Source organism: Paenibacillus sp. SRL342, assembly GCF_984798905.1.
Genome location: NZ_OZ481790.1, coordinates 7,104,513 through 7,125,253, shown reverse-complemented (window position 1 = coordinate 7,125,253; position 20,741 = coordinate 7,104,513). Strand labels below are relative to the sequence as shown.

General features: G+C 45.6%; 16 protein-coding genes. 10 read left to right on the top strand and 6 right to left on the bottom strand.

Annotated features, from left to right (window positions below; all coding sequences use genetic code 11):
- Nucleotides 1-15: 15 nt before the first annotated feature.
- A complete protein-coding gene (locus AC4E8D_RS31490; RefSeq protein ID WP_221820184.1) occupies nt 16-612 on the top strand; it encodes a DUF4303 domain-containing protein in 597 nt (198 codons plus the stop codon).
- Nucleotides 613-819: 207 nt separating this feature from the next.
- Entirely contained in the window at nt 820-1,161 is a 342-nt protein-coding gene (locus tag AC4E8D_RS31485; RefSeq protein WP_221820183.1) for a hypothetical protein, read from the top strand.
- 84 nt (nt 1,162-1,245) lie between these two features.
- Here AC4E8D_RS31485 and AC4E8D_RS31480 read toward each other — a convergent pair whose 3' ends face one another.
- Nucleotides 1,246-1,968 (bottom strand): YheC/YheD family protein, encoded by a 723-nt coding sequence (locus AC4E8D_RS31480; RefSeq protein WP_221820182.1) that lies wholly within the window; start codon nt 1,966-1,968, stop codon nt 1,246-1,248.
- Nucleotides 1,969-2,366: 398 nt separating this feature from the next.
- Between AC4E8D_RS31480 and AC4E8D_RS31475 the strand changes: the two genes are divergently transcribed.
- From AC4E8D_RS31475 to AC4E8D_RS31455, 5 genes are all read left to right on the top strand, one after another.
- Entirely contained in the window at nt 2,367-3,461 is a 1,095-nt protein-coding gene (locus tag AC4E8D_RS31475; protein WP_221820181.1) for a bifunctional glycosyltransferase family 2/GtrA family protein, read from the top strand.
- Nucleotides 3,461-5,752, top strand: a complete 2,292-nt coding sequence (locus tag AC4E8D_RS31470) for a glycosyltransferase family 2 protein (protein WP_221820180.1) — start codon at nt 3,461-3,463, stop codon at nt 5,750-5,752. Before AC4E8D_RS31475 ends, AC4E8D_RS31470 begins: the two co-directional genes overlap by 1 nt.
- 11 nt (nt 5,753-5,763) lie before the next feature.
- Nucleotides 5,764-7,617 (top strand): hypothetical protein, encoded by a 1,854-nt coding sequence (locus AC4E8D_RS31465; protein ID WP_221820179.1) that lies wholly within the window; start codon nt 5,764-5,766, stop codon nt 7,615-7,617.
- 192 nt (nt 7,618-7,809) lie between these two features.
- A complete protein-coding gene (locus AC4E8D_RS31460; RefSeq protein ID WP_221820178.1) occupies nt 7,810-8,949 on the top strand; it encodes a 5-methyltetrahydropteroyltriglutamate--homocysteine S-methyltransferase in 1,140 nt (379 codons plus the stop codon).
- Nucleotides 8,950-9,198: 249 nt separating this feature from the next.
- The gene (locus AC4E8D_RS31455) at nt 9,199-10,413 is read left to right on the top strand and encodes a sensor histidine kinase (protein ID WP_221820177.1); all 1,215 of its coding nucleotides are present in this window, start codon (nt 9,199-9,201) and stop codon (nt 10,411-10,413) included.
- 60 nt (nt 10,414-10,473) lie between these two features.
- On the opposite strand, the gene AC4E8D_RS31450 is transcribed toward AC4E8D_RS31455, so the two are convergent.
- From AC4E8D_RS31450 to AC4E8D_RS31435, 4 genes are read right to left on the bottom strand one after another with little or no spacing between them, the layout of a single operon-like run.
- Nucleotides 10,474-11,274: an ABC transporter ATP-binding protein gene (locus AC4E8D_RS31450; protein ID WP_449003763.1), complete on the bottom strand. Its 801-nt coding sequence runs from the start codon at nt 11,272-11,274 to the stop codon at nt 10,474-10,476.
- The gene (locus AC4E8D_RS31445) at nt 11,274-12,305 is read right to left on the bottom strand and encodes a FecCD family ABC transporter permease (RefSeq protein ID WP_339180804.1); all 1,032 of its coding nucleotides are present in this window, start codon (nt 12,303-12,305) and stop codon (nt 11,274-11,276) included. The genes AC4E8D_RS31450 and AC4E8D_RS31445 overlap by 1 nt, the downstream gene beginning before the upstream one ends.
- Nucleotides 12,302-13,342: a FecCD family ABC transporter permease gene (locus tag AC4E8D_RS31440; protein ID WP_449003764.1), complete on the bottom strand. Its 1,041-nt coding sequence runs from the start codon at nt 13,340-13,342 to the stop codon at nt 12,302-12,304. The genes AC4E8D_RS31445 and AC4E8D_RS31440 overlap by 4 nt, the downstream gene beginning before the upstream one ends.
- Complete coding sequence (locus AC4E8D_RS31435; protein ID WP_221820169.1) at nt 13,335-14,417, bottom strand: iron-siderophore ABC transporter substrate-binding protein; 1,083 nt, start codon at nt 14,415-14,417, stop codon at nt 13,335-13,337. Before AC4E8D_RS31435 ends, AC4E8D_RS31440 begins: the two co-directional genes overlap by 8 nt.
- 291 nt (nt 14,418-14,708) lie before the next feature.
- Between AC4E8D_RS31435 and AC4E8D_RS31430 the strand changes: the two genes are divergently transcribed.
- Both AC4E8D_RS31430 and AC4E8D_RS31425 read left to right on the top strand, forming a co-directional pair.
- Nucleotides 14,709-16,652: a DUF6242 domain-containing protein gene (locus AC4E8D_RS31430; RefSeq protein WP_490205689.1), complete on the top strand. Its 1,944-nt coding sequence runs from the start codon at nt 14,709-14,711 to the stop codon at nt 16,650-16,652.
- A gap of 26 nt (nt 16,653-16,678) precedes the next feature.
- The gene (locus AC4E8D_RS31425; RefSeq protein ID WP_221820165.1) at nt 16,679-17,440 is read left to right on the top strand and encodes a leucine-rich repeat domain-containing protein; all 762 of its coding nucleotides are present in this window, start codon (nt 16,679-16,681) and stop codon (nt 17,438-17,440) included.
- 158 nt (nt 17,441-17,598) lie between these two features.
- Here AC4E8D_RS31425 and AC4E8D_RS31420 read toward each other — a convergent pair whose 3' ends face one another.
- Entirely contained in the window at nt 17,599-18,690 is a 1,092-nt protein-coding gene (locus AC4E8D_RS31420; protein WP_221820289.1) for a GntR family transcriptional regulator, read from the bottom strand.
- A gap of 434 nt (nt 18,691-19,124) precedes the next feature.
- Here AC4E8D_RS31420 and AC4E8D_RS31415 point away from each other — a divergent pair, with 434 nt between their 5' ends.
- A complete protein-coding gene (locus AC4E8D_RS31415; RefSeq protein ID WP_490205688.1) occupies nt 19,125-20,741 on the top strand; it encodes a xylulokinase in 1,617 nt (538 codons plus the stop codon).

The window sequence follows — 20,741 nt, the reverse complement described above, 5'->3', positions numbered from 1 at the left end:
AGGGGAACTCTATTCATGAAGCCAATGCAAGAAATAGAGACACTGGCCATAGAGATCGCTGCTGCCGCCAGAAAGTCTTTTTGCACCCTTTTTGAAAATGGTGAACGTTACTATTATTGTACGTTATACACTACTGGCGAAGGACATGTGCCAAGCATTTCTGCATGGTCGTGGGAAGCTTTGGCGTTGGAATCGGCTAGACAAGCAGAGGAAAGTGATACGCCGGTATCCACGATTGCGGATCTCATCAAATGGTCGTATGCGGATTCGCCCTATTGTTGTTTTGGGGATGATCACTTTGACGGTGTCAAACAACGATATAACGAGCGTCCTTTCATTGCGGAACTGGAGAATGATGATTGGAATCGCGAGTTGGATGTGAGGCTGAAAGCCATGGAGCTGGCGATGAAAATGCTCGATGATGAAGGCATATTTGCCTTAAATCAACCGCGAGAGTCCGTATGTGTCCTTGTTGAAGTCATGCCGCCGGATAAGATCAACACTGAAATCGCCTTACGTTTGAATCGGGCGGAATCTCCGGCTATGCAAGCATGGTTGGCGAAGCGGCAGAGTAGAAGCATCTGCAATTTGGAGAGTTTTGACCGTCTATGATGTACTGTTTCGACGGAATTAGTTCATTAAAATGATACTAACAGTAGGTCTATAATTCGCAAACCACCTTTGTACATTAAAGGGTGGTTTTTTTCGTGTTTGTCAACAGTGTACAAACACACTTTTTCTACCTTGTCCACATTTATACCTCACCAAAACTATTTAATTGCATTTAATAGACTATCAATAAAAAAGGAGGTTTTGAGAATGGGAAATAGAAGACCTGGAGCACCTAGAGGTGGTTATGACCCTGTTCAGATCTATAACTCGACTTCGTTTAATGCGAGTGGAGTAGTGGAGTATGCATCCATCTTTTGTAGCAACGACAGATATAGTGTTCAGCGTGACGAGACTTGGAGATCTTCCGACCGTGGTGTGTGCCTGGTAACTAGAATCACCGCGACGGTTAGAACACCGAGTGGAAATATTGAGGCTGAACCGTATACCTCTTCTGGTACTTCGTACAGCCAGTTCGCCATTATACAGGTAGGGGTAAATCAGTTCCGAGTGACACGTGTTACAAGTACGATTAGAAAATGCCGGAAATAACCGAAGAGGATTAATATCGAGATTAGGTACGAAACATGAAGAGACGACTTGCCCGGGCTAGCAGGCAGGTCGTCTTTTTTCGTTTTAGTGTTTCTTGTACCATAATATTCTGCGGTGCATCGAGGAGTCTTTCATAAGTCGGAAAGGGCGCAAATCCGGTTGATAATTGCCTTCGATAATCCAAATTCGCCGTTTCTTGTCGATGGCTATATCGAACCCAACTTGTCTAAGCATGGGGTAATGCTCTCCCAATCGTTTGGCAGCTAATCGTGCAACTTGTTCCGCTTTGACAAGTAAGCGCCGATCTCCAATTCGAGCTAGTCTCAGTGCTTTAATAACGGGAATGGGGCGGTTATTCACATTGGTGACTTGGTATCCTTGTGCTGCGACTTTAGCATAGGAACCTGTCACGTTCCAAGTGGACGAGGAACCCTTTTTGCGCTGAACCATAATCCGAATGTCGAACGGCCTGTGTTTAATTTGAGCAAGCTGCAGACGCTTTTGGATAATATATTCATCACTTTTGATTGTTTGTTCGAACCATTCGACTAACTGCACGTTGTCTCTCATGGTGACTGAGTTATTTTCATTTTGAATACGATAAGCATTTGCACCGCTTCGTTTAATGAACAGGATACCCCTTCCGTAACTGCCATTACGAGGTTTCAGTACAACGCTGGAATACTGAAGAAGCATCTTCGTTAGCGTATCCTTCTCAAGCAACTGTGTCTCTGGCAACAGTTCTGCAAGAGAGGGCTCATCGCGCAGAATGCCATACTGCAACCATTTGTCTCTTTCGAATAACATTGGAATCACAGCCTTTTTCAATCGTCTACGGTCATTCTAATTCAAATTCGTGATCCGCATAAGTGGCCATTCGTCTAGATTTGTAAGTGGGAAGCATGTCCAATCGGTCGATGGAGACAGAAGATGAACTAATACGAGGAACGACTGCATTCTGGGGAGGCGTTCATTCACGCCATGCTGGTACATGTGCTGAAACGAGAGCCAAATGTGCAATTGTTTGAGTAGTGCTAGACTAACCCTCTACTAGTATTTTTCGCCTATGAATTAGCTTATAAAAGAGTGCAACTTTTTTACCAATATATATACAAGTTATTCGTTTACTGTATGCCTTTTCGGTGTTATACTCACAATATTCAAAAAAGAATCTGTGAAAATATGTCGAATTGAGGCTTATCAGGATGATTATAGGTAGACAAAACGGCGAAACGATCATCCTCATTCCATCGCTTGAACCGGATGAGAGACTTCCAGCCTATGTAAGGCAATTGCGAGAGTATGGATTTACTAATATTGTTATTGTGGACGACGGATCTGGTGAGGCCTACCAGTCGATTTTCGAGGAGCTTCGCGAGAACGGTTGTGCTCTGATGACACATGCGGAAAATCAGGGGAAGGGTGCGGCACTCAAGACCGGATTTGAGTATATTGGTCAGCAATTCGACGCATCTTCCTTCGTCGTAACCGCTGATTCAGACGGACAACACGCAGCTGAGGATGTATACCGCATAGCCCAAGAAGCAAGGCTTCATCCGGATTCGTTGGTGCTCGGGGTAAGGAACTTCAGCGAGGGGAATATACCCCCAAAGTCCCTGTTAGGCAATCGGATGACCTCCTTTATTTTTGCCATGCTGTATGGTAAAAAGCTGTCAGATACCCAGACTGGGCTTCGTGCCTTCGGTCCAGGGTTACTTGCGTTTATGCAGGATGTTCGCGGCACTCGATTTGAATATGAGCTGCAGATGCTCATCTCGTGCATCCAATCGGGCATTCCGATTCATACCATGCCAATTCAAGTCATTTATGAAAATGGCAATGCGGGCACTCATTTTAAAGCGATCCAGGATAGTGCTCGGGTCATGGGGGTGTTGTTCTCCAATTTCCTGCGGTTCATCTCATCGTCGGTGGCGAGTTCGGTCGTGGATTTGGGCATCGCCTGGTTTTTGATCGACGCATTGCGGCCCATGTTGGGTGAGCAGCACTATTTAAGAATTCTGCTGGCAACCGTGATTGCGAGAATTATTTCCATTGTAGTCAACTATGTACTGAACAGACACTTTGTATTCCGCAAGGAGGATAGCCAGGGCAGTCTATGGCGCTATCTAACGTTATGCGGAGTAGTGATCTTGCTGTCCAGTACCGGTGTTTATATATTCCATACCGTTCTCTTCGTAGATGAGAAATTGGCGAAATTCGTCTGTGATGCCTTGCTGTTCCTGCTCAGTTTCCAATTGCAGCGAAGATGGGTATTTGCAGCAAGGAGGAAGCAGTTGTAGTGCAAAACGAAAAAAGGCAGAATATCTTTTTTGTCATCACGATGATCCTGATGTCGATTTATTTGGTATGGCGTACGTTCTTTACGTTGCCATGGGGTGAGGGCGTTCTGAACGTCATTTTTGGTATGCTGCTGATTGTGGCTGAGACGGTCACCGTACTGACAACCTTTGAATTATTCTTTCAAAAAATGCAAAAAGAACGTACACAGCTCGATTTTCCAATCGTTCCGCCGGAGTATTATCCGGATGTGGATGTATTTATTGCTACGCATAATGAGCCTGTTGATCTGTTATATAAAACCGTTAATGCCTGTACGTTCATGGATTACCCGGACAAACAGAAGGTTCATATCTATCTCTGTGATGATGGAGCAAGACCTGAGGTGGAGGAGCTTGCCAAACAGTTTGGTGTGGGATATCTGGGGTTCCCCGGAAACAAGGATGCCAAGTCTGGTAATCTGAACAATGCACTGAGCAAAAGCTCTTCGCCGCTCATTGCAACGTTTGATGCGGATATGATTCCACAGCACACCTTTTTGATGAAAACGGTACCCTATTTCATGCTCTCCACGTTTATTAAGGAGAATGAGGTATGGCGTCCTCGCCGAGAGGACGAGATGGACCCTAAGTTCAAGCTTGGTCTGGTACAGACCCCGCAAAGTTTCTACAATCCGGATCTATTCCAGTTCAACCTGTATGCAGAGCAAGGTATTCCGAATGAACAGGATTTCTTCTCCAGAGAAGTGAACATCCTGCGTAATGCCTCCAATGCGGTAGCCTATACAGGAAGTAATACGATCATTTCCCGGCAGGGCATGGAAGACATCGGAGGTTTTCCACTCAATACAATCACTGAGGACTTTGAGACAAGCATCCGCTTGCAGCAGGAAGGTTATATTACCTACGCAACTCAAGAGGTTCAAGCTGCCGGGCAGACGACAACAACAGTGAAGAGTATGATTAAGCAACGGATTCGCTGGGCAAGGGGTATCATTCAGAGCCTGCAGAATACGCGTGCACCCTTATCTGGCAAGCTTCCTTTCTGGACGAGGGTGACCTACTTAAGCAGTTTCTTATACTGGTGGTCCTTCTTTAACCGGTTGATTTTCATTTTGGCACCTATTTTGTTTGCGTTATTCGACTTCCAGATTGTGAATACAACCTTCTGGCAAATCCTAATATTCTGGCTTCCATCTTATTTCTTCTATAGTGTATCCATGCGATATCTGTCCAGCAATATTCGGAATCAGCGATGGAGTCAGGTTATCGATACCATATTCATGCCTTACTTGATCTGGCCGGTTCTCCTGGAGACGCTGGGTATTCGTGAGAAAAAATTCAAGGTCACCAACAAAAGCAGAGCAAGCGGTCGACAATGGATGTCTGCTCTGTTATATGCACTTCCGCATATCTTCTTGCTGTTGCTTTCCATTGCAGCCGTGATTCGGTATGTGAATGGCAAGTACGGCATTGCGCTGTTCTTCAGCAGTATCATTATTTTCTGGCTAATTCATAACATGATTGCGCTATGTTACGCCCTGTTCTTCATGGTTGGCCGCCGTGCGTATCGGGAGACAGAACGGATTCGGGCGCAGGAAGATGTCACGATTCACGACCAAGCCAACAATCTGCGATATCAGGCCAAAACGGTGGATGTATCTGAGCAAGGTATTGCCTTCTATGTTCCTTATCCCATTTATTTGGCTGAGCAGAAGATCATCTCTCTGGTTGTCAAAACCGACCGGTATGAGGCCAATCTCGATGCAGTCATCGTTTATGTGAAACAGGATGGGGAGGGCTGGCGTTACTCCGCAACGGTTCAGCCGATTGATGAGAATGATAACCGCCAATACATGCAAATCATCTACGACCGTAAACACTCATTGCCAGAGCAGATGAATCTGTGGGATACGGCTTATGACGATATGTTACGTAATGTGAAAAAACGGATTGTTCAACCCAGATCGGATCAGCGAAAAATGCCGCGGCTATCCCTTCAGCTTCCAGTTCATTTCACCAATGATGCTAGCTGTACACTGCGCAGCTTCAATTATCGTTTCTTCTCCGCGACGGGTTTCCATGGTGATATTGCGGCAGGAGCGGTCGTTACCTTTTATACGAAGAGTAATATTGAAGTCATTTTGCAACATACGGGAAAAACGACAGCCCGTGAGCGTGAAGTGCTTCTCTCGGTGGAGAATATCGATGATATTGTGGAGAAGGGCCTGATCGACCAATTGCTGACTGATTTGATTCAGCCACATTCCGATCGTTCCACCAGAGAGGGTTAGGAGAGATAGAGATGCTCATTGTGCTTCATTTTGTGATGGGAGTTTTATTGATATTCTCCTTTCTTGGTTATATGCAGTTTGTACGGAAGGCTCTTTCACTACGTTGGGAGTTCATCCCTGTATTTGTGTTTTCCTCGATTGCTTGCTTTGTTTTTCTGAGTGGTTTGGCAGGGCAGCTCTTTACGGGCAGCCTTGTCATCCTGATTGCAGGTTTGCTTTTATATGGGGGAATGTTGTTTCTCAGGTTGCGCCGAGGGGCATCATTAAGGATGTCCTTTTCTATATTCCAATTTTCATTCCTGGCAGGGACTTTTGTTTTCTTGCTGGTGCTCTTTCAGAACCAATTAACACATTACGATAATTTCTCACACTGGGCTATCGTACTGAAGCAGATGCTGAGTACAGATGCCTTTCCAACGCCAGACTCCAACCTGATTGATTTTAAAAACTATCCGCTTGGGACTTCGTCTTTCATTTATTATGTCTGTCGCTTCATGGGGCACTCCCAGTCCGTAATGCTCTTGGCACAGGGATTACTTATCTTCTCCTGTTTTTATGCCATGTTTGGCATTGTTTCGGAGAAGAAACGCTTTCTTCTGTACGCTTTTCTCGGGCTCGGGTTATCTACACTTTCGTTTTTCAATCTTACGATTCGGATCACCAACCTGCTCGTGGATTTCTTGCTTCCGATCTACGCGCTCGCAATCCTGGCGGTGATCTACCAATATCGTAATGAGATCAAAAAGGCATGTATTGTTGTTCTTCCGCTTGCGGGATTACTGACCATCATCAAAAGCACGGGTATTATTTTCGCTGCGATCGGTCTGATTTTCCTAGTGTATACATGGCTAAAACATAAACAAAAGTTCGATTGGAAAACAGCGCTCGCTGTAGTGGGTACGATCTGCGGTGCGCTGATTCCCTACTTTGGCTGGAGCTGGCGAATGGCGACGGTGTTCCAAGGGATTGATAACAAGTTCGATGTGGCTACCTCGGGGATTCAAGCCGGCAAAACGCCAGAGCAGATGCGTGAGATTCTGTGGACTTTCCTGAAGGCCAGTACGGATCTGACGACACGGCCAGTGATCGGCATTGTTATTTTCCAGCTTATCGCGATTGCAGCATCTGTATTTGCCATCGTTGTGCTCAAGAAGAAGTGGAACTTGTGGAAAGCATTAATTGCTTTGGACGTTGTGCTGTTACTGTACTATGCGGGTATTCTGGCGTTGTATCTCTTCTCCATGCCATTGGATGAAGCAATTGTCCTGGCTGGATTTGAGCGTTATGCATCAAGTATCGTGGTGCTATTCGCCGGTGGGCTGGTGTTGTGCGCTGCGATCGACCTGGAGCGATCATTCCACTATCGGATCGGTGAAGTACCAGATTATCAGTCCTTTAAGACAGTTGAGACAAAAGGTCATTATCAAAAAGGCATTATCGGCTGTATGGCGGTTGCAGCCACCATCCTTTTGTCCGAATACAATGGTATCGTGTCTATCGCCCAAAGCTATGATACAACGCTTCCTTACAAGATTCATGCGGTTACTGGTGATCGGTGGTACTCAGGTGGGCAGGAGGATAACAACAGATATCTCTTCTACGCCTCAGACAGGGACCAACAGGTCACGAACTATTACATGCAATATGTAGGGAAGTATTTCTTGTATGCTCCTCATGTGGACGGGATTGTGTTGTTCTATGAGGATAATATGGATAACCTTCTGAGCGGCTACGATTATCTGGTGGTTGTCGAGACCGATCTCAACGCCAAGTGGTTGCTGAAAAAGCATTATGGCATCGACATGCAGGAGGGTATCTACAGAATCACCCGTTCCGGGGATCAGATCGTTCTTACGTTGACTTGAGATCATCGATGTTGAGATCCTGTTCCGGACATCTGGTCAGGTAAGATTGAATACATGATTGTATATAGATTCTCCTTAAATATAGCCCGCTATAGCTAATACCTATAGCGGGCTATAACTCTTTCGTAGAACAGCTATTCCGATCGGATATGTTATATTTAATTCTATAATGATAAACGGGGAGATTAAACTATGAGCGTACAAACAGGACCTAAACAACGAACAGTCACTCCATTTCGATATGATATTGTGGGCAGTTTCCTGCGCCCGAGTGCGTTGAAGGATGCCCGATTAAAATACCAAAACGGCGAAATTACCACGGAACAGTTGAATGAAGTGGAGAACGCCGAGATTGTGAAACTTGTACAGAAACAAAAAGAGGTTGGCCTTCAGGCTGTAACGGACGGCGAATTCCGCCGCTCTTGGTGGCATCTGGACTTCTTCTGGGGACTGGATGGTGTAGAGCGGACAATCATTGAGGAAGGCTACCGATTCAACGGTGCGACATCCAGACCGGAAACAGCTCGTCTGAGCGGCAAAATCAGCTACAGCAGTCATCCATTTGTAGCTCATTATGCCTTCTTGAAAGAAGCGGCTGGGGAAGACGTTGTTGCCCGTCAGTCCATCCCAGCAGCTGCACAGTTCCTATTCGAATTGGACCGGGCAGATAATAAGGAAAGCACACAGGCCATCTATCCGAACCGCCAAGAGCTTCTCTCGGACATTGCTGGGGCGTACAAAGCATCCATTCTGGCTTTTTATGAAGCCGGCTGCCGCAGCATCCAGATTGATGATTGTACGTGGGGTGCATTGTGTGACCAACAGTTCATCACAGTGATGGAGCAGATTGGTGTCAATGTGGAAGAGTACGCAAACGAACTCGCAAAACTGAACGAAGATGTGGTATCTGGCCTGCCGGAAGACCTCGTGGTAACCACTCATGTCTGCCGCGGTAATTATGTTTCGACATTTGCAGGAGTCGGTGGCGGTTACGAGCCGATTGCGCAGACACTTCTGAGCATCGATAACTACTCTGGTTTCTATCTGGAGTTTGATACGGAACGGGCTGGTGACTTCAAACCACTTCGTTTCCTGAAGGACAATCAGCAGGTTGTACTTGGGCTCTTCTCTTCCAAATTCGGAGAGTTGGAGAACAAGGAAGATATCCTGAAACGGATTGAGGAAGCTACACAATATGTTGATCTGGATCGAATCTGCCTGAGTCCACAATGCGGCTTCGCTTCCACGGAAGAAGGCAACCATCTGACCGAGGAACAGCAATGGCGCAAGCTTGCCTTCATTAAGGAAATTGCCGAAGAGCTTTGGAAGTAAGGAAGTAAAATTTCTTATCTTCATTCGTCACTAATCACATGTTGTGTATGAACAAAAACAACTGCGAAATAGCTGTACGGACAACATCCGTATGGCTTTTTAGTGTAATCTTTTTCGAAGTGAATGTTAATATTAAATGTGCTCATCCGCTTCAATAATTTGATCAGAATCCATAGTATGCAGGTCACCAAATAAGATACAATGATACTGTAGAAATACTGTAGAAATCCATTCAAAAGTGGTGAATTCATGAAAGAATTGCACAGTCAGATGAATCGGAAAACGTATTATATTTCAATGCTAGCGATTATTGCTCTGATGTTATCGGGATTAATCCTGTCCACGACAGAATTGAATGGGATTACCGTGGGTTATATGATCCATTGCTTATGCGTAACCGTTCTCACTGTATGTTTATTGATATATCCCAAGTTTGAGACGTTTCCCTTCAGATTGAGCATCATTCTGATCGGATTTGCATACTTCTATACGCTTGCTCTTTTATATCCCCAGTCTTGGACAACCTACATTCTCATAAGTCTACTTCCAGCCCTCGCCATCCTGTTCTATGATCTGAAATTATTTTATTTCTCGTTAATTCTCAATGGAATATTGCTCCTCATTACGTTTGGTTATAATCTTCTGTATAACCAAGGGAATGAGTATGCATATATACATACAGATGTGGTAGGCAATTTTATCAATATTATGGGAAGTCAGGTCATTTTATTTCTTATTTTTCATCTGAGCGTTTCTCGAATGAAAAAGCAGGAACTTTATTTTGAGCAGCTACAACAAACAGAGCGTTTGAAGATGATCGCTCATCTAACAGCTGCTGTCGCTCATGAGATTCGTAATCCAGTGACGGTGGTGCGAGGTTTTTTGCAGCTATATCGAGAGGATCACTCTTTTGAGCAGCCGGTGAGGAATAAGTTTGCCTTAATGATTGATGAACTGAATACTGTCGAACAGGTGACCTCTCAATTTCTGACCCTTGCCAAACCCAATAGAGAACTGAGACCAGAGAAGGTCGATGTAAGGGAGGTCCTTGAAGGTGTGACGGGTCTGCTCAGCTCCTATGCGATGTTATCGGACAAACATATGGATGTGAAGGTGGATGAGGATTGCATAATTCTCATTAATACAATTGAGTTCAAGCAGTTGCTGATCAATCTTATCAAAAATGCATTAGAAGCTTCGGATGCGGGTACAACCGTCCACGTAACAGCGAAGCGAGTGAAGCAATGGGTAGAGATAAGGATCTCGGATCAGGGAAGCGGCATGACGGAGGAAGAGGTGAAGTCACTGGGGACTCCGTTTTATTCATTGAAAACAAATGGAACGGGGCTTGGATTGATGATCTGCTATAATATCGTGGAAAAGTATGAGGGAACGATCGAATATCACAGCGCAAAAGCTCAGGGGACCTCGGTGACGATTCGCTTTATAGCTAAAATGGATTAGACCAAAATAAAATAGCGACAGTAGGACAAAGGGATCTTTGTCGCAACTGCCGCTATTCGTCTATCTAGCATGATATCGCCCTTTCGGCACCACCATCGGTGATCCCGAGACGGGGTCTTCTATGACCGTACATTCCAATCCAAAAATGTCTTTCACTTGTGTTGCGGTTATCACCTCTGCAGGTTTACCCTCAGCAACAAGTTTTCCGGTATGAAGTGCAAAGATATGATCTGCATACCGTGCTGATAAGTTGATATCGTGTAGTACCATTACAATGGTCGTTCCGTGTTTGCGATTCAGCTCGGTAAGCAGATCCAGAATCTCAACTTGATACGTGATATCCAAGAAGGTTGTAGGCTCATCGAGAAAAAGGATATCCGTCTGTTGCGCTAGCGCCATCGCAATCCACACACGCTGACGTTGGCCGCCCGAGAGTTCATCAATATTGTGATTGGCAAACTCGGTAATGTTCATGATGGTCATGGCTTCAGCGACAGCCTCGTAATCCTTCTTGGTCCAGCCACTGAACAAGGATTGGTGTGGAAATCTTCCACGCCCCACCAGATCCGCTACCGATATGCCTTCCGGAACAATGGGAGACTGTGGGAGTAATCCGATCACACGAGCCAATTGCTTGGGCGGGATCTTGCTGATGGCTTTGCCGTCCAGCGTAATGCTGCCAGATGTAGGCTTAATGAGCCTAGCCATGGTTTTCAAAAGGGTAGACTTTCCGCAACCATTAGAGCCAATAATGACGCTTATTTGGTTACTCGGTATTACGATGTCCACACCGTGGATAATGGTTTTATTTTCATATCCCGCAACCAGTTGTTTCGCTTCAAATACATGTGTCGGTTTCATTATAACTCTCCCTTACGATTCATTCGGATTAACAGGAAGATCAGATACGGTGCTCCGAGCAATCCGGTAATGACGCCTACGGGGAATCTGTACTCAAAAGCAAACTGTCCGATGAGATCTGAGGCTAGAACCAGATTAACGCCAACCAAACCAGCCGGGATGATGTTCGAGGAGCCAACACCTACGAGCCTCTTCGCGATAGGTCCCGCAAGGAAGGAGACAAAGGCGATCGGACCTGTAGTCGCGGTAGCAATGGCAACCATGCAGACGGAACTCACAATAAGTGCAATTCTGGTTTTGTCCGTATCCACACCTAGGGAGAATGCCGATTGTTCTCCGAGTTCCAATATACTGAGGTGTTTGCCCAACATCATGATGATAGGTGTGCAGATCAGTACGGTAATCACGAGAGGCGGCAGTGCACTCATCTGAGAACCGTTCAGACTGCCTGTGAGCCATCGGATTGCAGCAGGAATATCCTTTTCAGAACTAACCAGTAAGAGATAGGAGATTACTGCATCAAGCATAGCTTGAATACCAATCCCGATAAGTATTAACCGTCCGATGGAGAACACTTTTCCTCTGGAAAGTACATATATGAACAATACCGTAGCCAGACCTGCAATCACTGAAGCCAAGGAAACCATAGCTCCGCTTGCATGAAGTACGACGATACAAAACACAGCAGCAGCGCTTGAACCTGACGTGATCCCGATAACATTAGGATTGGCCAGCGGGTTCCGCAACATGGTCTGGAAGGTATAACCTGCAATGCCGAAGGCAAATCCGGCAAAGAGACCTGTAAGCATTCTTGGTAGACGTATCGTATTCACGGCAAAAGACACACCTTTGATCTTCTCTCCCGAAAGGGAGCTAATGACATCTTTGACCGGATAGATTGTGTTGCCGAGCAAAAGCATGGCGCAGCAAAGAGCACATGCAAGTATGGCAAGGAGACTGGTGACAAGTATCCAGCGGCGACGTCGATGACGTCTGCCCGCCATAATAAATTCAATCGATTGATCTCTCATAATGAACGCACTTTCGATCGCATCGCGAGGATGATTAATATTGGAGCACCTATAAAGGCAGTAACGACACCGACTTCAAGCTCTCCAGGGTTGCTGATGAGTCTGCCACCAACATCGGATATCGTTAGAATGATCGCTCCAGCTATGGCTGACATGGGTATGACAAAACGTAAGTCGGGCCCCAGTATAAGGCGTATGACGTGGGTGGATAACAATCCGATGAAACCAATCGGTCCAGCAAGAGCAGTAGCTGCTCCGCATAATAAAACCCCTGCAAGGGCTGCAATGAATCGAAGTGTTCCTGTGCGAACACCGAGTCCTGTTGCAACATCATCACCCAGCGCCAGCGCATTTAGTGCCGGAGCCGTAAGAAATGCAATGAGTACGCCGATGAGCAGAAACGGGATGAACGTACTGATTCCACTCCAGGTTGCCGATCCTACGCTGCCCACTTGCCAGAACCTGAACTGGTCCATGACATACGAACGAGGGATCATAATGGCGGTGACGAGTGAGGAGAGCGCGGCGCTAATGGCTGCTCCGGCCAAAACAAGCTTAATGGGCGTAGCTCCGCCACGCCCCATTGAGCCGATTCCGAATACAAACACAGCCGTTATTGCAGCCCCGGCAAGTGCCAGCCAGATATATTGATTGGCGCTGCTGATGTTCAGAAATGCAATACCGATAACCACAAACAGGGATGCCCCTGTATTGACGCCCAATATGCTTGGGTCGGCAAGTGGGTTCCGGGTAACGGCTTGCATCAGTGCTCCTGATACGCCGAGTGCTACCCCGCATAACAAGCTGAAGACTGTTCGGGAGATCCGTTTGCGCACGATGTTTGCCCCATAAGAGTCTACTTCCGGGTGAAATAATCCGTCGATTAACTCATGAAACCTCACGGGTCTAGAGCCAAAGACCAGTGAGGCAATCATAGTTGCAGCGAGCAGAATGAAACAAATGACTAACACCAGGATGAAGTTCTTGGGGACATGTGCTCGTATGTGATTATCGTTCGAAAGCGATGTACTATTCATTGATCTTGTCGATAGCTCCGCTAATTAGTTTCAGGTAATCATCGATCGTGTAGGAAATGGACAGTGGGTTTGGCGTTCCAGCAGCAACCAAAGGTGTATCTGCTTCAATGAACGCTACAGAACCACGTTTAACCGCAGGGATTTTACCCAGCAAAGGATCAGCTTGAATAGCTTTTAGCAACTCAGCATCTCCGTATCCAACAAGGATATCTGCATCATTAAGGGCTTCAGCATTCTCTGCGCTTAAGCTCAGGGAGTAGCTGTTAGGGTCTGTAATTTGGCTAGTGACACTCTCTGGAACAACCAACCCTAGCTCACCAAGGAAGGCCACGCGTGAATCTACAGGTGTATAGATATGAAGTTTGGACATGTCTTCAGCGGAGAAGTTAACCCAAACCACTTTTTTGTCTTTGATCTGAGGATATGCTGCTAATTTTTCGTTGACCATAGCCTCAGTATCTTTGATCAATTGCTCACCTTCTGCTTCCATCCCCATACCCTGCGCATTGAAAGTAACCTGCTCACGCCATGTTGTTGCCCATGGAGCCGTTGGATAGGCTACAACTGGAGCAATTTCACTAAGAAGATCGTAGTCTTCCTGCGTAATACCGGAGTATGCTGCAAGAATAACATCCGGATTGGAATCGGAAATCGCTTCAAAATCAAGTCCGTCTGTATCTTGGAAAACGTTCGGGTCGGTTACACCGAGTTCATCGAGTTTCTTAGCTGTCCAAGGCAACAGTCCGCTGTCGTCCTGAACACCAAAGTTAGCTGCAGAGAAGCCTACAGGAACTTGTCCAAGCGCGAGAACGACATCTTGGTTCGCCCATTGTACAGTAGCTACACGCTCAGGCTTTTTCTCAATAACCGTTTCGCCCAGTGCATGCTTGATCGTAATTGGATATCCGGCATTCTCATCTGTAGCGGCTGGTGTTTCTGTAGCTGGAGCTGCCGAGTCACTTGCAGCAGGAGTTGCTGCTGGCTCAGCTGTTTGGTTGCCACAACCTACCAATGCCAGGATAAAGACTAGTGAAACCAGTAACGCCGTTAATGGAAACTTTCTCTTTGTGTTCATGTGTTTCCCCTTCCTGAATCTTAAAATGTATTTGGTAGTGCTTAACATCCTGATTGATCCATTACATCCATGGGGATGTGAACAAGTAGATATATAAAACGTTTTATATACCTGATAATGATTATCAACATCAATAAATATATCTTTTTATCAAAGGGAGTGTCAATGAAAAAATTGTAAAGGCTCATATCATATTAGGGGTTTCTATTAGAAAGGGATGAACATATTATCGATGTATTGCATTCCAGATCATGGTATATTTCTAGTATTAAATAATGTAAGGAGATAACTATGAGTCGCACACTAGTTTTTTCACTAAAAGTAATACCTCTGCTGTTAACTACGATTCTGCTGTTTTCCCTAATTTCTGTACATCCTGCCCAGGCAGAGGGTGAAGTTGCGAACATTGAGGATGCTGTAGTAAAAAGTCAGTTGAGCCTTAATTGGTCTTCATTGGATGAGTTAAATAGTGGAGTTTCCCATTCCATTGCCTATGGTGGAGGGATTTATATGATGCCAGCTGCCGGAGGTTATGTGAAAACCTCTAAGGACGGAGTTACATGGAAGACAATCTATACCGGGAATCCAGTAGATTTTAGTTTGATTATTCATGGAAAGTCAGAATTCATGGGTTTTCGTGAGGAAGCAGATATCATAACCGTATGGACATCCACTGATGGTCTGTCATGGGAGAAGTTAAATAATTCAATACATATAAGATTTTTAAAAGACGCCGTATGGAACGGGAAACGATATATTGCAGTTGGTGGAACAACATATGAAGGAAAGATTTTCTCTTCAGAGGATGGATTAACGTGGACCGAGCGAAAAACAGGTATCTCCACCAATTTTACAGCCGTAGCATGGGGCAATAATACCTTCGTGGCTCAAGGTTATGAAGGCGGAGTCGTAGCGGTATCCAAAGACGGAATCACCTGGAAAAAGGTGAAGACCAATCAGCCTAATTATGAGCAAGTTTGGGATATGACCTATGGCGGTGGAGTTTTTGTTGCTGTAGGGGATGCAACGATCATGACCTCGAAGGATGGACTGAAATGGACATACGTATCGTCCAAAGCCTTTTGGTCCAAGGTGTACTGGGCAAAGGACAGGTTTTATATGTTTGGTTTTGAATATGTGAATAAAGCCAATCATGTCCTGAAGGAGGTCAACTGGACATCCAAGGATGGTAAGAGCTGGAGCAATGCTGGGTTTGCAACTAGCCCTAAGCAGAACCCGTTTTTTACCATTCACAACGGCAAACAGTATATAACGATTACGGATGCTGGTATTCAAACATCTGCGGATGGGCGCAAATGGAAGCTGACAAAGCGATATCCTTTTGTGCTTCCAAGTAACGTATATGAAGCAGCAGTGAGCAAGGATAGGCTGGTGCTGGTGGGTGGGTATCGTAGCCAGCTTAACTTCCTTTCCGTCAGCTCGCAGGGTTCTGCAAAGATGAACACGGCTGGCAAATGGCAATCTTCTTATGTGGATCAAGCGTATCCACTTCGGGGAGTTGTATGGTCAGGGAAGGACTTTTTTGCGGTAGGAGATAACGGGAAGATGATGTCCTCTGTTGATGGGGGAAAGTGGAAGGACATTAAATCCCCGACAACTCAATCACTTACGAGCGTGCTGTATGCCAATAATACGTATTACGTGGCAGGTGAGGCCGGCACGATTCTTTCTTCCAAGGATAGGAAGACGTGGAGGATCCTAAACACTAATGTAAAGAAAAAAATCAATGCGATGGCATCAAACGGCACAACACTGGTAGCCGTTGGAGAAAAAGGACTTTTGCTCGTCTCCGAGGATGGTCTGAAGTGGAACGAAATCCCGGCACGATTTCCTGGACATAATTTCGATGTGGTATGGGGTGACGGAAAATTTGTCGTGACCACTGCCAGTTACTATGGGAATGCACAGAGTGCGGTTATTTTGACTTCAGAGGACGGTAAGAAATGGGCGAGGACAGAGTTCCGTGATGAATTATATGCTCGTGGAATGAACACTGGATTCTTTGGCATCTCATACGTGGGCAATCTCTTCATTGCTGTCGGCAGTGAAGGTTCCATCTTCCTTTCCGATGACGCTGAGAAATGGACCAAGCAGGATGTCTTGACGGTAGACGATTGGTACGATGCGGTGGAGTTTAAAGGGAAAGTGTACGTCTTTGGAAATACAGGTAAAATCGTTACGGCTGACCTCAACTCCTTGAAACGGAGCCACTAATTAAGATGCTTAAAGGGAGAATCTATATGCGTAATCAATTCATCAAAAGTATGATCGTTTTATGTTTGGTTTTTGTACTATTACCGACCACTATTATCTCGGCTGCATCGCTTATCAAAGACCCGGTCCTGGCCAAAGTTATTCGAGCAGATCTGAAGATGTCGGCTAAGAAGGAAATAAAGGCTGCCGATTTGAAAAAATTAAAATCTCTATATGCTATGGAATTAAAAAGTAAGATTTCTAACCTGCAAGGTCTTGAACATGCCGTTAATATGACGGATATATTCTTGCCTGATCAAAATATAAAAAATATTAAGCCACTCCACAAGTTGAAAAAATTGACGTTCTTAGCTGTTGAAGGCAATCAGATTGCAGATATCTCACCACTTTTAGGTCTAACTAATCTGCAAAATCTGGTTATGGACGATAACAAAATCAAAAGCCTGGCTCCATTAAAAAATATGCGTAAGCTGACCAGTCTACTCGCCAGTGGTAATCAGGTGACTGATCTAAGTCCTCTTCAGAAGTTAAAGCTGGAATGGGTCATTATGAACGATAATAAAATTCAGGATCTGACTCCTTTAAAAAATCATCCGACCTTGGAGTATCTATATGTAGAAGATAACCTCATCGAGGATATTACAGTGCTCGAAACCATCCCACATCTAACAGAGGTATATTTGGCTAACAATCCGTTGAATGAGCGTGCAGAGCAGGTTGTGAAAAACTTGGAGAAGAAAGGCGTCGTTGTAAGTCTGATAAGCGATGAAGAGGGTCAGGCGAAGTAGTTTTGATTAGAGAAAATGTATATGTATATGTAAGAAAGAAGTTAATCCCTCATTATATTGAACAAAAACAAAGAAGGCCGCAGATATTCTGACGGCCTTCTTTAAGTATGTTGGACAGAAACGCTCGGTAACAACTTAACGCTCGTCCCACAACAATATTATTCCACTACGATCTCCTTCACCGTCTCCCCCTCAACCAGCACCGGCTGATAGTAGGTGTTCGTTGGCAGATCCTTTTTGCCTTGCAGATTCTTGATCACCCAGTCGGCAGCATCGCGGCCCATTTGCTCTTGGGGATGGGTTAGCGTTGTTAGCCGGATGTTGGCGTTCTTGGCAATATACGAATTGTCCTGCCCAATGATGGATAACTCATCCGGGATCGAGATGCCGAGTTGCCTACAGGCGTTCACGACCTCCAGTCCCACCTCATCGTTGTAACAGACAATCGCGGTGAGCGCATCCCTGTTTTCGTCCAGATACGTGGCTACATTATAAGATAAATCCGGTTTCGATGCGGTATCAAAGGAAAGCACTTGCTCAGGATGGAACCGTAACTTCGCTTCACCCAGCGCCTTGATGTACCCCTTCATCCGGTACTTGCCTTGTAGATCATCCATTTTGGCAATAATGCCGATCTGGGTATGGCCTTTAGAGATCAATTCCCGAGTGGCAAGATAACTGGATTGCACGTCATCCAGGCAGAAGAACGGAACCTCCAGCTCCTCATAAAATGCATTAATCATCGTAAACGGCACATCCTGCTCCTTGAAGGACAGGTAGTACGCAATGTTGGGATTGTACAGATTACTTTTGGTCGGTTCGACAATCAGGCCATCCACGCCGTAGGAGAGCATCATTTCGAGGGCTTTTTTCTCCTGTGCCACATCATTATTGGTGCTGGCCAGCAGTAACGAGTAGTTGTCCTCATTCAGACGACTCTCGATGCCACGGATAATGGATGGAAAGATGTAATCCGAGATGTATGTCGTGATCACACCAATCGTTTTCTTCGACGTGTTTACGCCTGATCGTGATCGATACTGATTGCTAACGTAGGTCCCTGAACCCTTTTCACTTCGTAAAAACCCTTCGTTTGACAACTCCAAAATAGCCTTCCGCACCGTCTGGCGACTTACAGTGTAGCTTTCCTGTAATGCCAACTCGGTGGGGATCTGTTCGCCTATGCTATATGTTCCCGAAAGGATATGACTCTTTATATCATCAATGATGACCTGATATTTTGGCTTCACGTAGTCCACTTCTTTCATCGTTACTCATCTATATAAACGTAGTTGTTCAAATAGTTGTACGTACATATTTTAGCATGATTCAGTTTGAATGCATATAAAACAGCACAATTTTTGAAATAAACCGTACATATCAGGTCTTTTTAGAAAGAGGTGTACCTTACAACATAGCCAATTTATAGCCATTTAAGTCCTTTTATTGATCAAATAGAGCACGATATGTGCCCTTTGTAAGTATAACTATTATATATTATTGACAAATGTACGTACAAAAAATATACTAAGGCTGTCAGAAAAGGAAAGCGCATTCTTTGAAAACACAACAGAAAGCATTTATACAAAATTCATTATTAGCTATCGCCATAAGTAAGAGCTTCACCTTATATATGCATCCTTTGGGATGTGAAATCGCGACCGGAGAGGGGATACACGTGATTATGAGTCAATTGGACTTGAAAGAAGCCATTACCAAGGGTGCTACTTCACTTGGAATTGAATTTGGATCAACGCGGATTAAGGCGGTGTTGATTGACGAGCGTTTTGAAACCATCGCGTCAGGCAGTTACGAATGGGAGAACCTCCTGAAAGATGGATATTGGACGTACAACCAGGAGGATATCATCACCGGTTTGCAAGCGGCCTATCGTGAGATGAAGCAAGATGTGGAACAGAAATACGGAATCACGCTGCGTACGGTCGGTTCAATTGGATTCTCGGCCATGATGCACGGATATATCGCATTGGATGGCGCGGGCGAAATGCTGGTACCTTTCCGCACCTGGCGTAATGCTACTACAGGAGCAGCTGCAAGAGAGCTAACGGATCTTCTGCAATTCAATATTCCTGAACGCTGGAGCATCGCCCACTTGTACCAAGCGATTTTGAACGAAGAGGTGCATGTGCCACAGATCGATCACCTGACAACTTTGGCTGGATACATCCACTGGTTGCTGACGGGCAATAAGGCGATTGGGATCGGCGATGCTTCTGGCATTTTCCCAATTGACGAGTCTACGCATAATTACCACCCATCCATGATCCAACAGTTCGATGAACAGATCGCAGGCAAAGGCTATCCGTGGAAGGTTGAAGACCTTCTTCCCAAAGTGTATCTCGCTGGTGAGAATGCAGGTGAGTTGACGGAAGCGGGAGCCAAGTTGCTCGACCCTTCGCAAGATCTGCAAGCAGGCATTCCGCTCTGCCCGCCAGAAGGCGATGCCGGAACGGGTATGGTGGCAACGAATAGCGTAAGAAAACGTACGGGGAACATCTCCGTCGGCACATCCGTATTTGCGATGATTGTACTGGAGAAGGAATTATCCAAAGTGTATCCCGAGATCGATATGGTCACCACGCCGGATGGTAGCCCAGTAGGGATGGTACATGCCAACAACTGTTCAAGTGATATCAACGCATGGGTTGGGTTGTTCCGTGAATTCTCGCAAGCGATGGGATATGAAGTGGATAACGGCAAGTTGTTTAGTGTGTTGTTTAACAAAGCTTTGGAGGCAGACCCTGATGGTGGCGGCTTGCTCAGCTACGGTTACTACTCAGGTGAGAACATTACGGGACTTGAGAAAGGCCGTCCATTGTTCGTCCGCTCCCCGGAAAGCAATTTCAATCTGGCAAACTTCATGCGGACACATCTGTTCAGTGCCTTCGGTGCACTCAAGCTGGGTATGGACATTTTGACGGAAGAAGAGAATGTAGCCATTGACAGCATTTTGGCTCACGGTGGTCTGTTCAAAACCCCTGTGGTCGGACAACGGATTGTAGCCGCTGCGATGAACGTGCCGGTGTCGGTAATGTCTACCGCTGGTGAAGGCGGCGCATGGGGCATGGCACTTCTGGCTTCGTACATGATCAACAAAGATCAAGAGGAGAGCCTGGATGTGTTCCTGGAGCAGAAGGTCTTTAACGATGTTGAGGGAGTCGAAGTGGCGCCGGATGCATCCGATGTGAAAGGGTTTGAAGCATTTATCGAACGCTACCGGAGTGGACTTGTGATTGAGCAGGCAGCTGTAGATCATCTGGTAGAGAACGGGAGGGAATAA

Coding starts and splice junctions, on each gene's coding strand:
- AC4E8D_RS31490 (WP_221820184.1), top strand. CDS start 16: ATGAAGCCAATGCAAGAAATAGAGACACTGGCCATAGAGATCGCTGCT.
- AC4E8D_RS31485 (WP_221820183.1), top strand. CDS start 820: ATGGGAAATAGAAGACCTGGAGCACCTAGAGGTGGTTATGACCCTGTT.
- AC4E8D_RS31480 (WP_221820182.1), bottom strand. CDS start 1,968: ATGTTATTCGAAAGAGACAAATGGTTGCAGTATGGCATTCTGCGCGAT.
- AC4E8D_RS31475 (WP_221820181.1), top strand. CDS start 2,367: ATGATTATAGGTAGACAAAACGGCGAAACGATCATCCTCATTCCATCG.
- AC4E8D_RS31465 (WP_221820179.1), top strand. CDS start 5,764: ATGCTCATTGTGCTTCATTTTGTGATGGGAGTTTTATTGATATTCTCC.
- AC4E8D_RS31460 (WP_221820178.1), top strand. CDS start 7,810: ATGAGCGTACAAACAGGACCTAAACAACGAACAGTCACTCCATTTCGA.
- AC4E8D_RS31455 (WP_221820177.1), top strand. CDS start 9,199: ATGAAAGAATTGCACAGTCAGATGAATCGGAAAACGTATTATATTTCA.
- AC4E8D_RS31450 (WP_449003763.1), bottom strand. CDS start 11,274: ATGAAACCGACACATGTATTTGAAGCGAAACAACTGGTTGCGGGATAT.
- AC4E8D_RS31445 (WP_339180804.1), bottom strand. CDS start 12,305: ATGAGAGATCAATCGATTGAATTTATTATGGCGGGCAGACGTCATCGA.
- AC4E8D_RS31440 (WP_449003764.1), bottom strand. CDS start 13,342: ATGAATAGTACATCGCTTTCGAACGATAATCACATACGAGCACATGTC.
- AC4E8D_RS31435 (WP_221820169.1), bottom strand. CDS start 14,417: ATGAACACAAAGAGAAAGTTTCCATTAACGGCGTTACTGGTTTCACTA.
- AC4E8D_RS31430 (WP_490205689.1), top strand. CDS start 14,709: ATGAGTCGCACACTAGTTTTTTCACTAAAAGTAATACCTCTGCTGTTA.
- AC4E8D_RS31425 (WP_221820165.1), top strand. CDS start 16,679: ATGCGTAATCAATTCATCAAAAGTATGATCGTTTTATGTTTGGTTTTT.
- AC4E8D_RS31415 (WP_490205688.1), top strand. CDS start 19,125: ATGAGTCAATTGGACTTGAAAGAAGCCATTACCAAGGGTGCTACTTCA.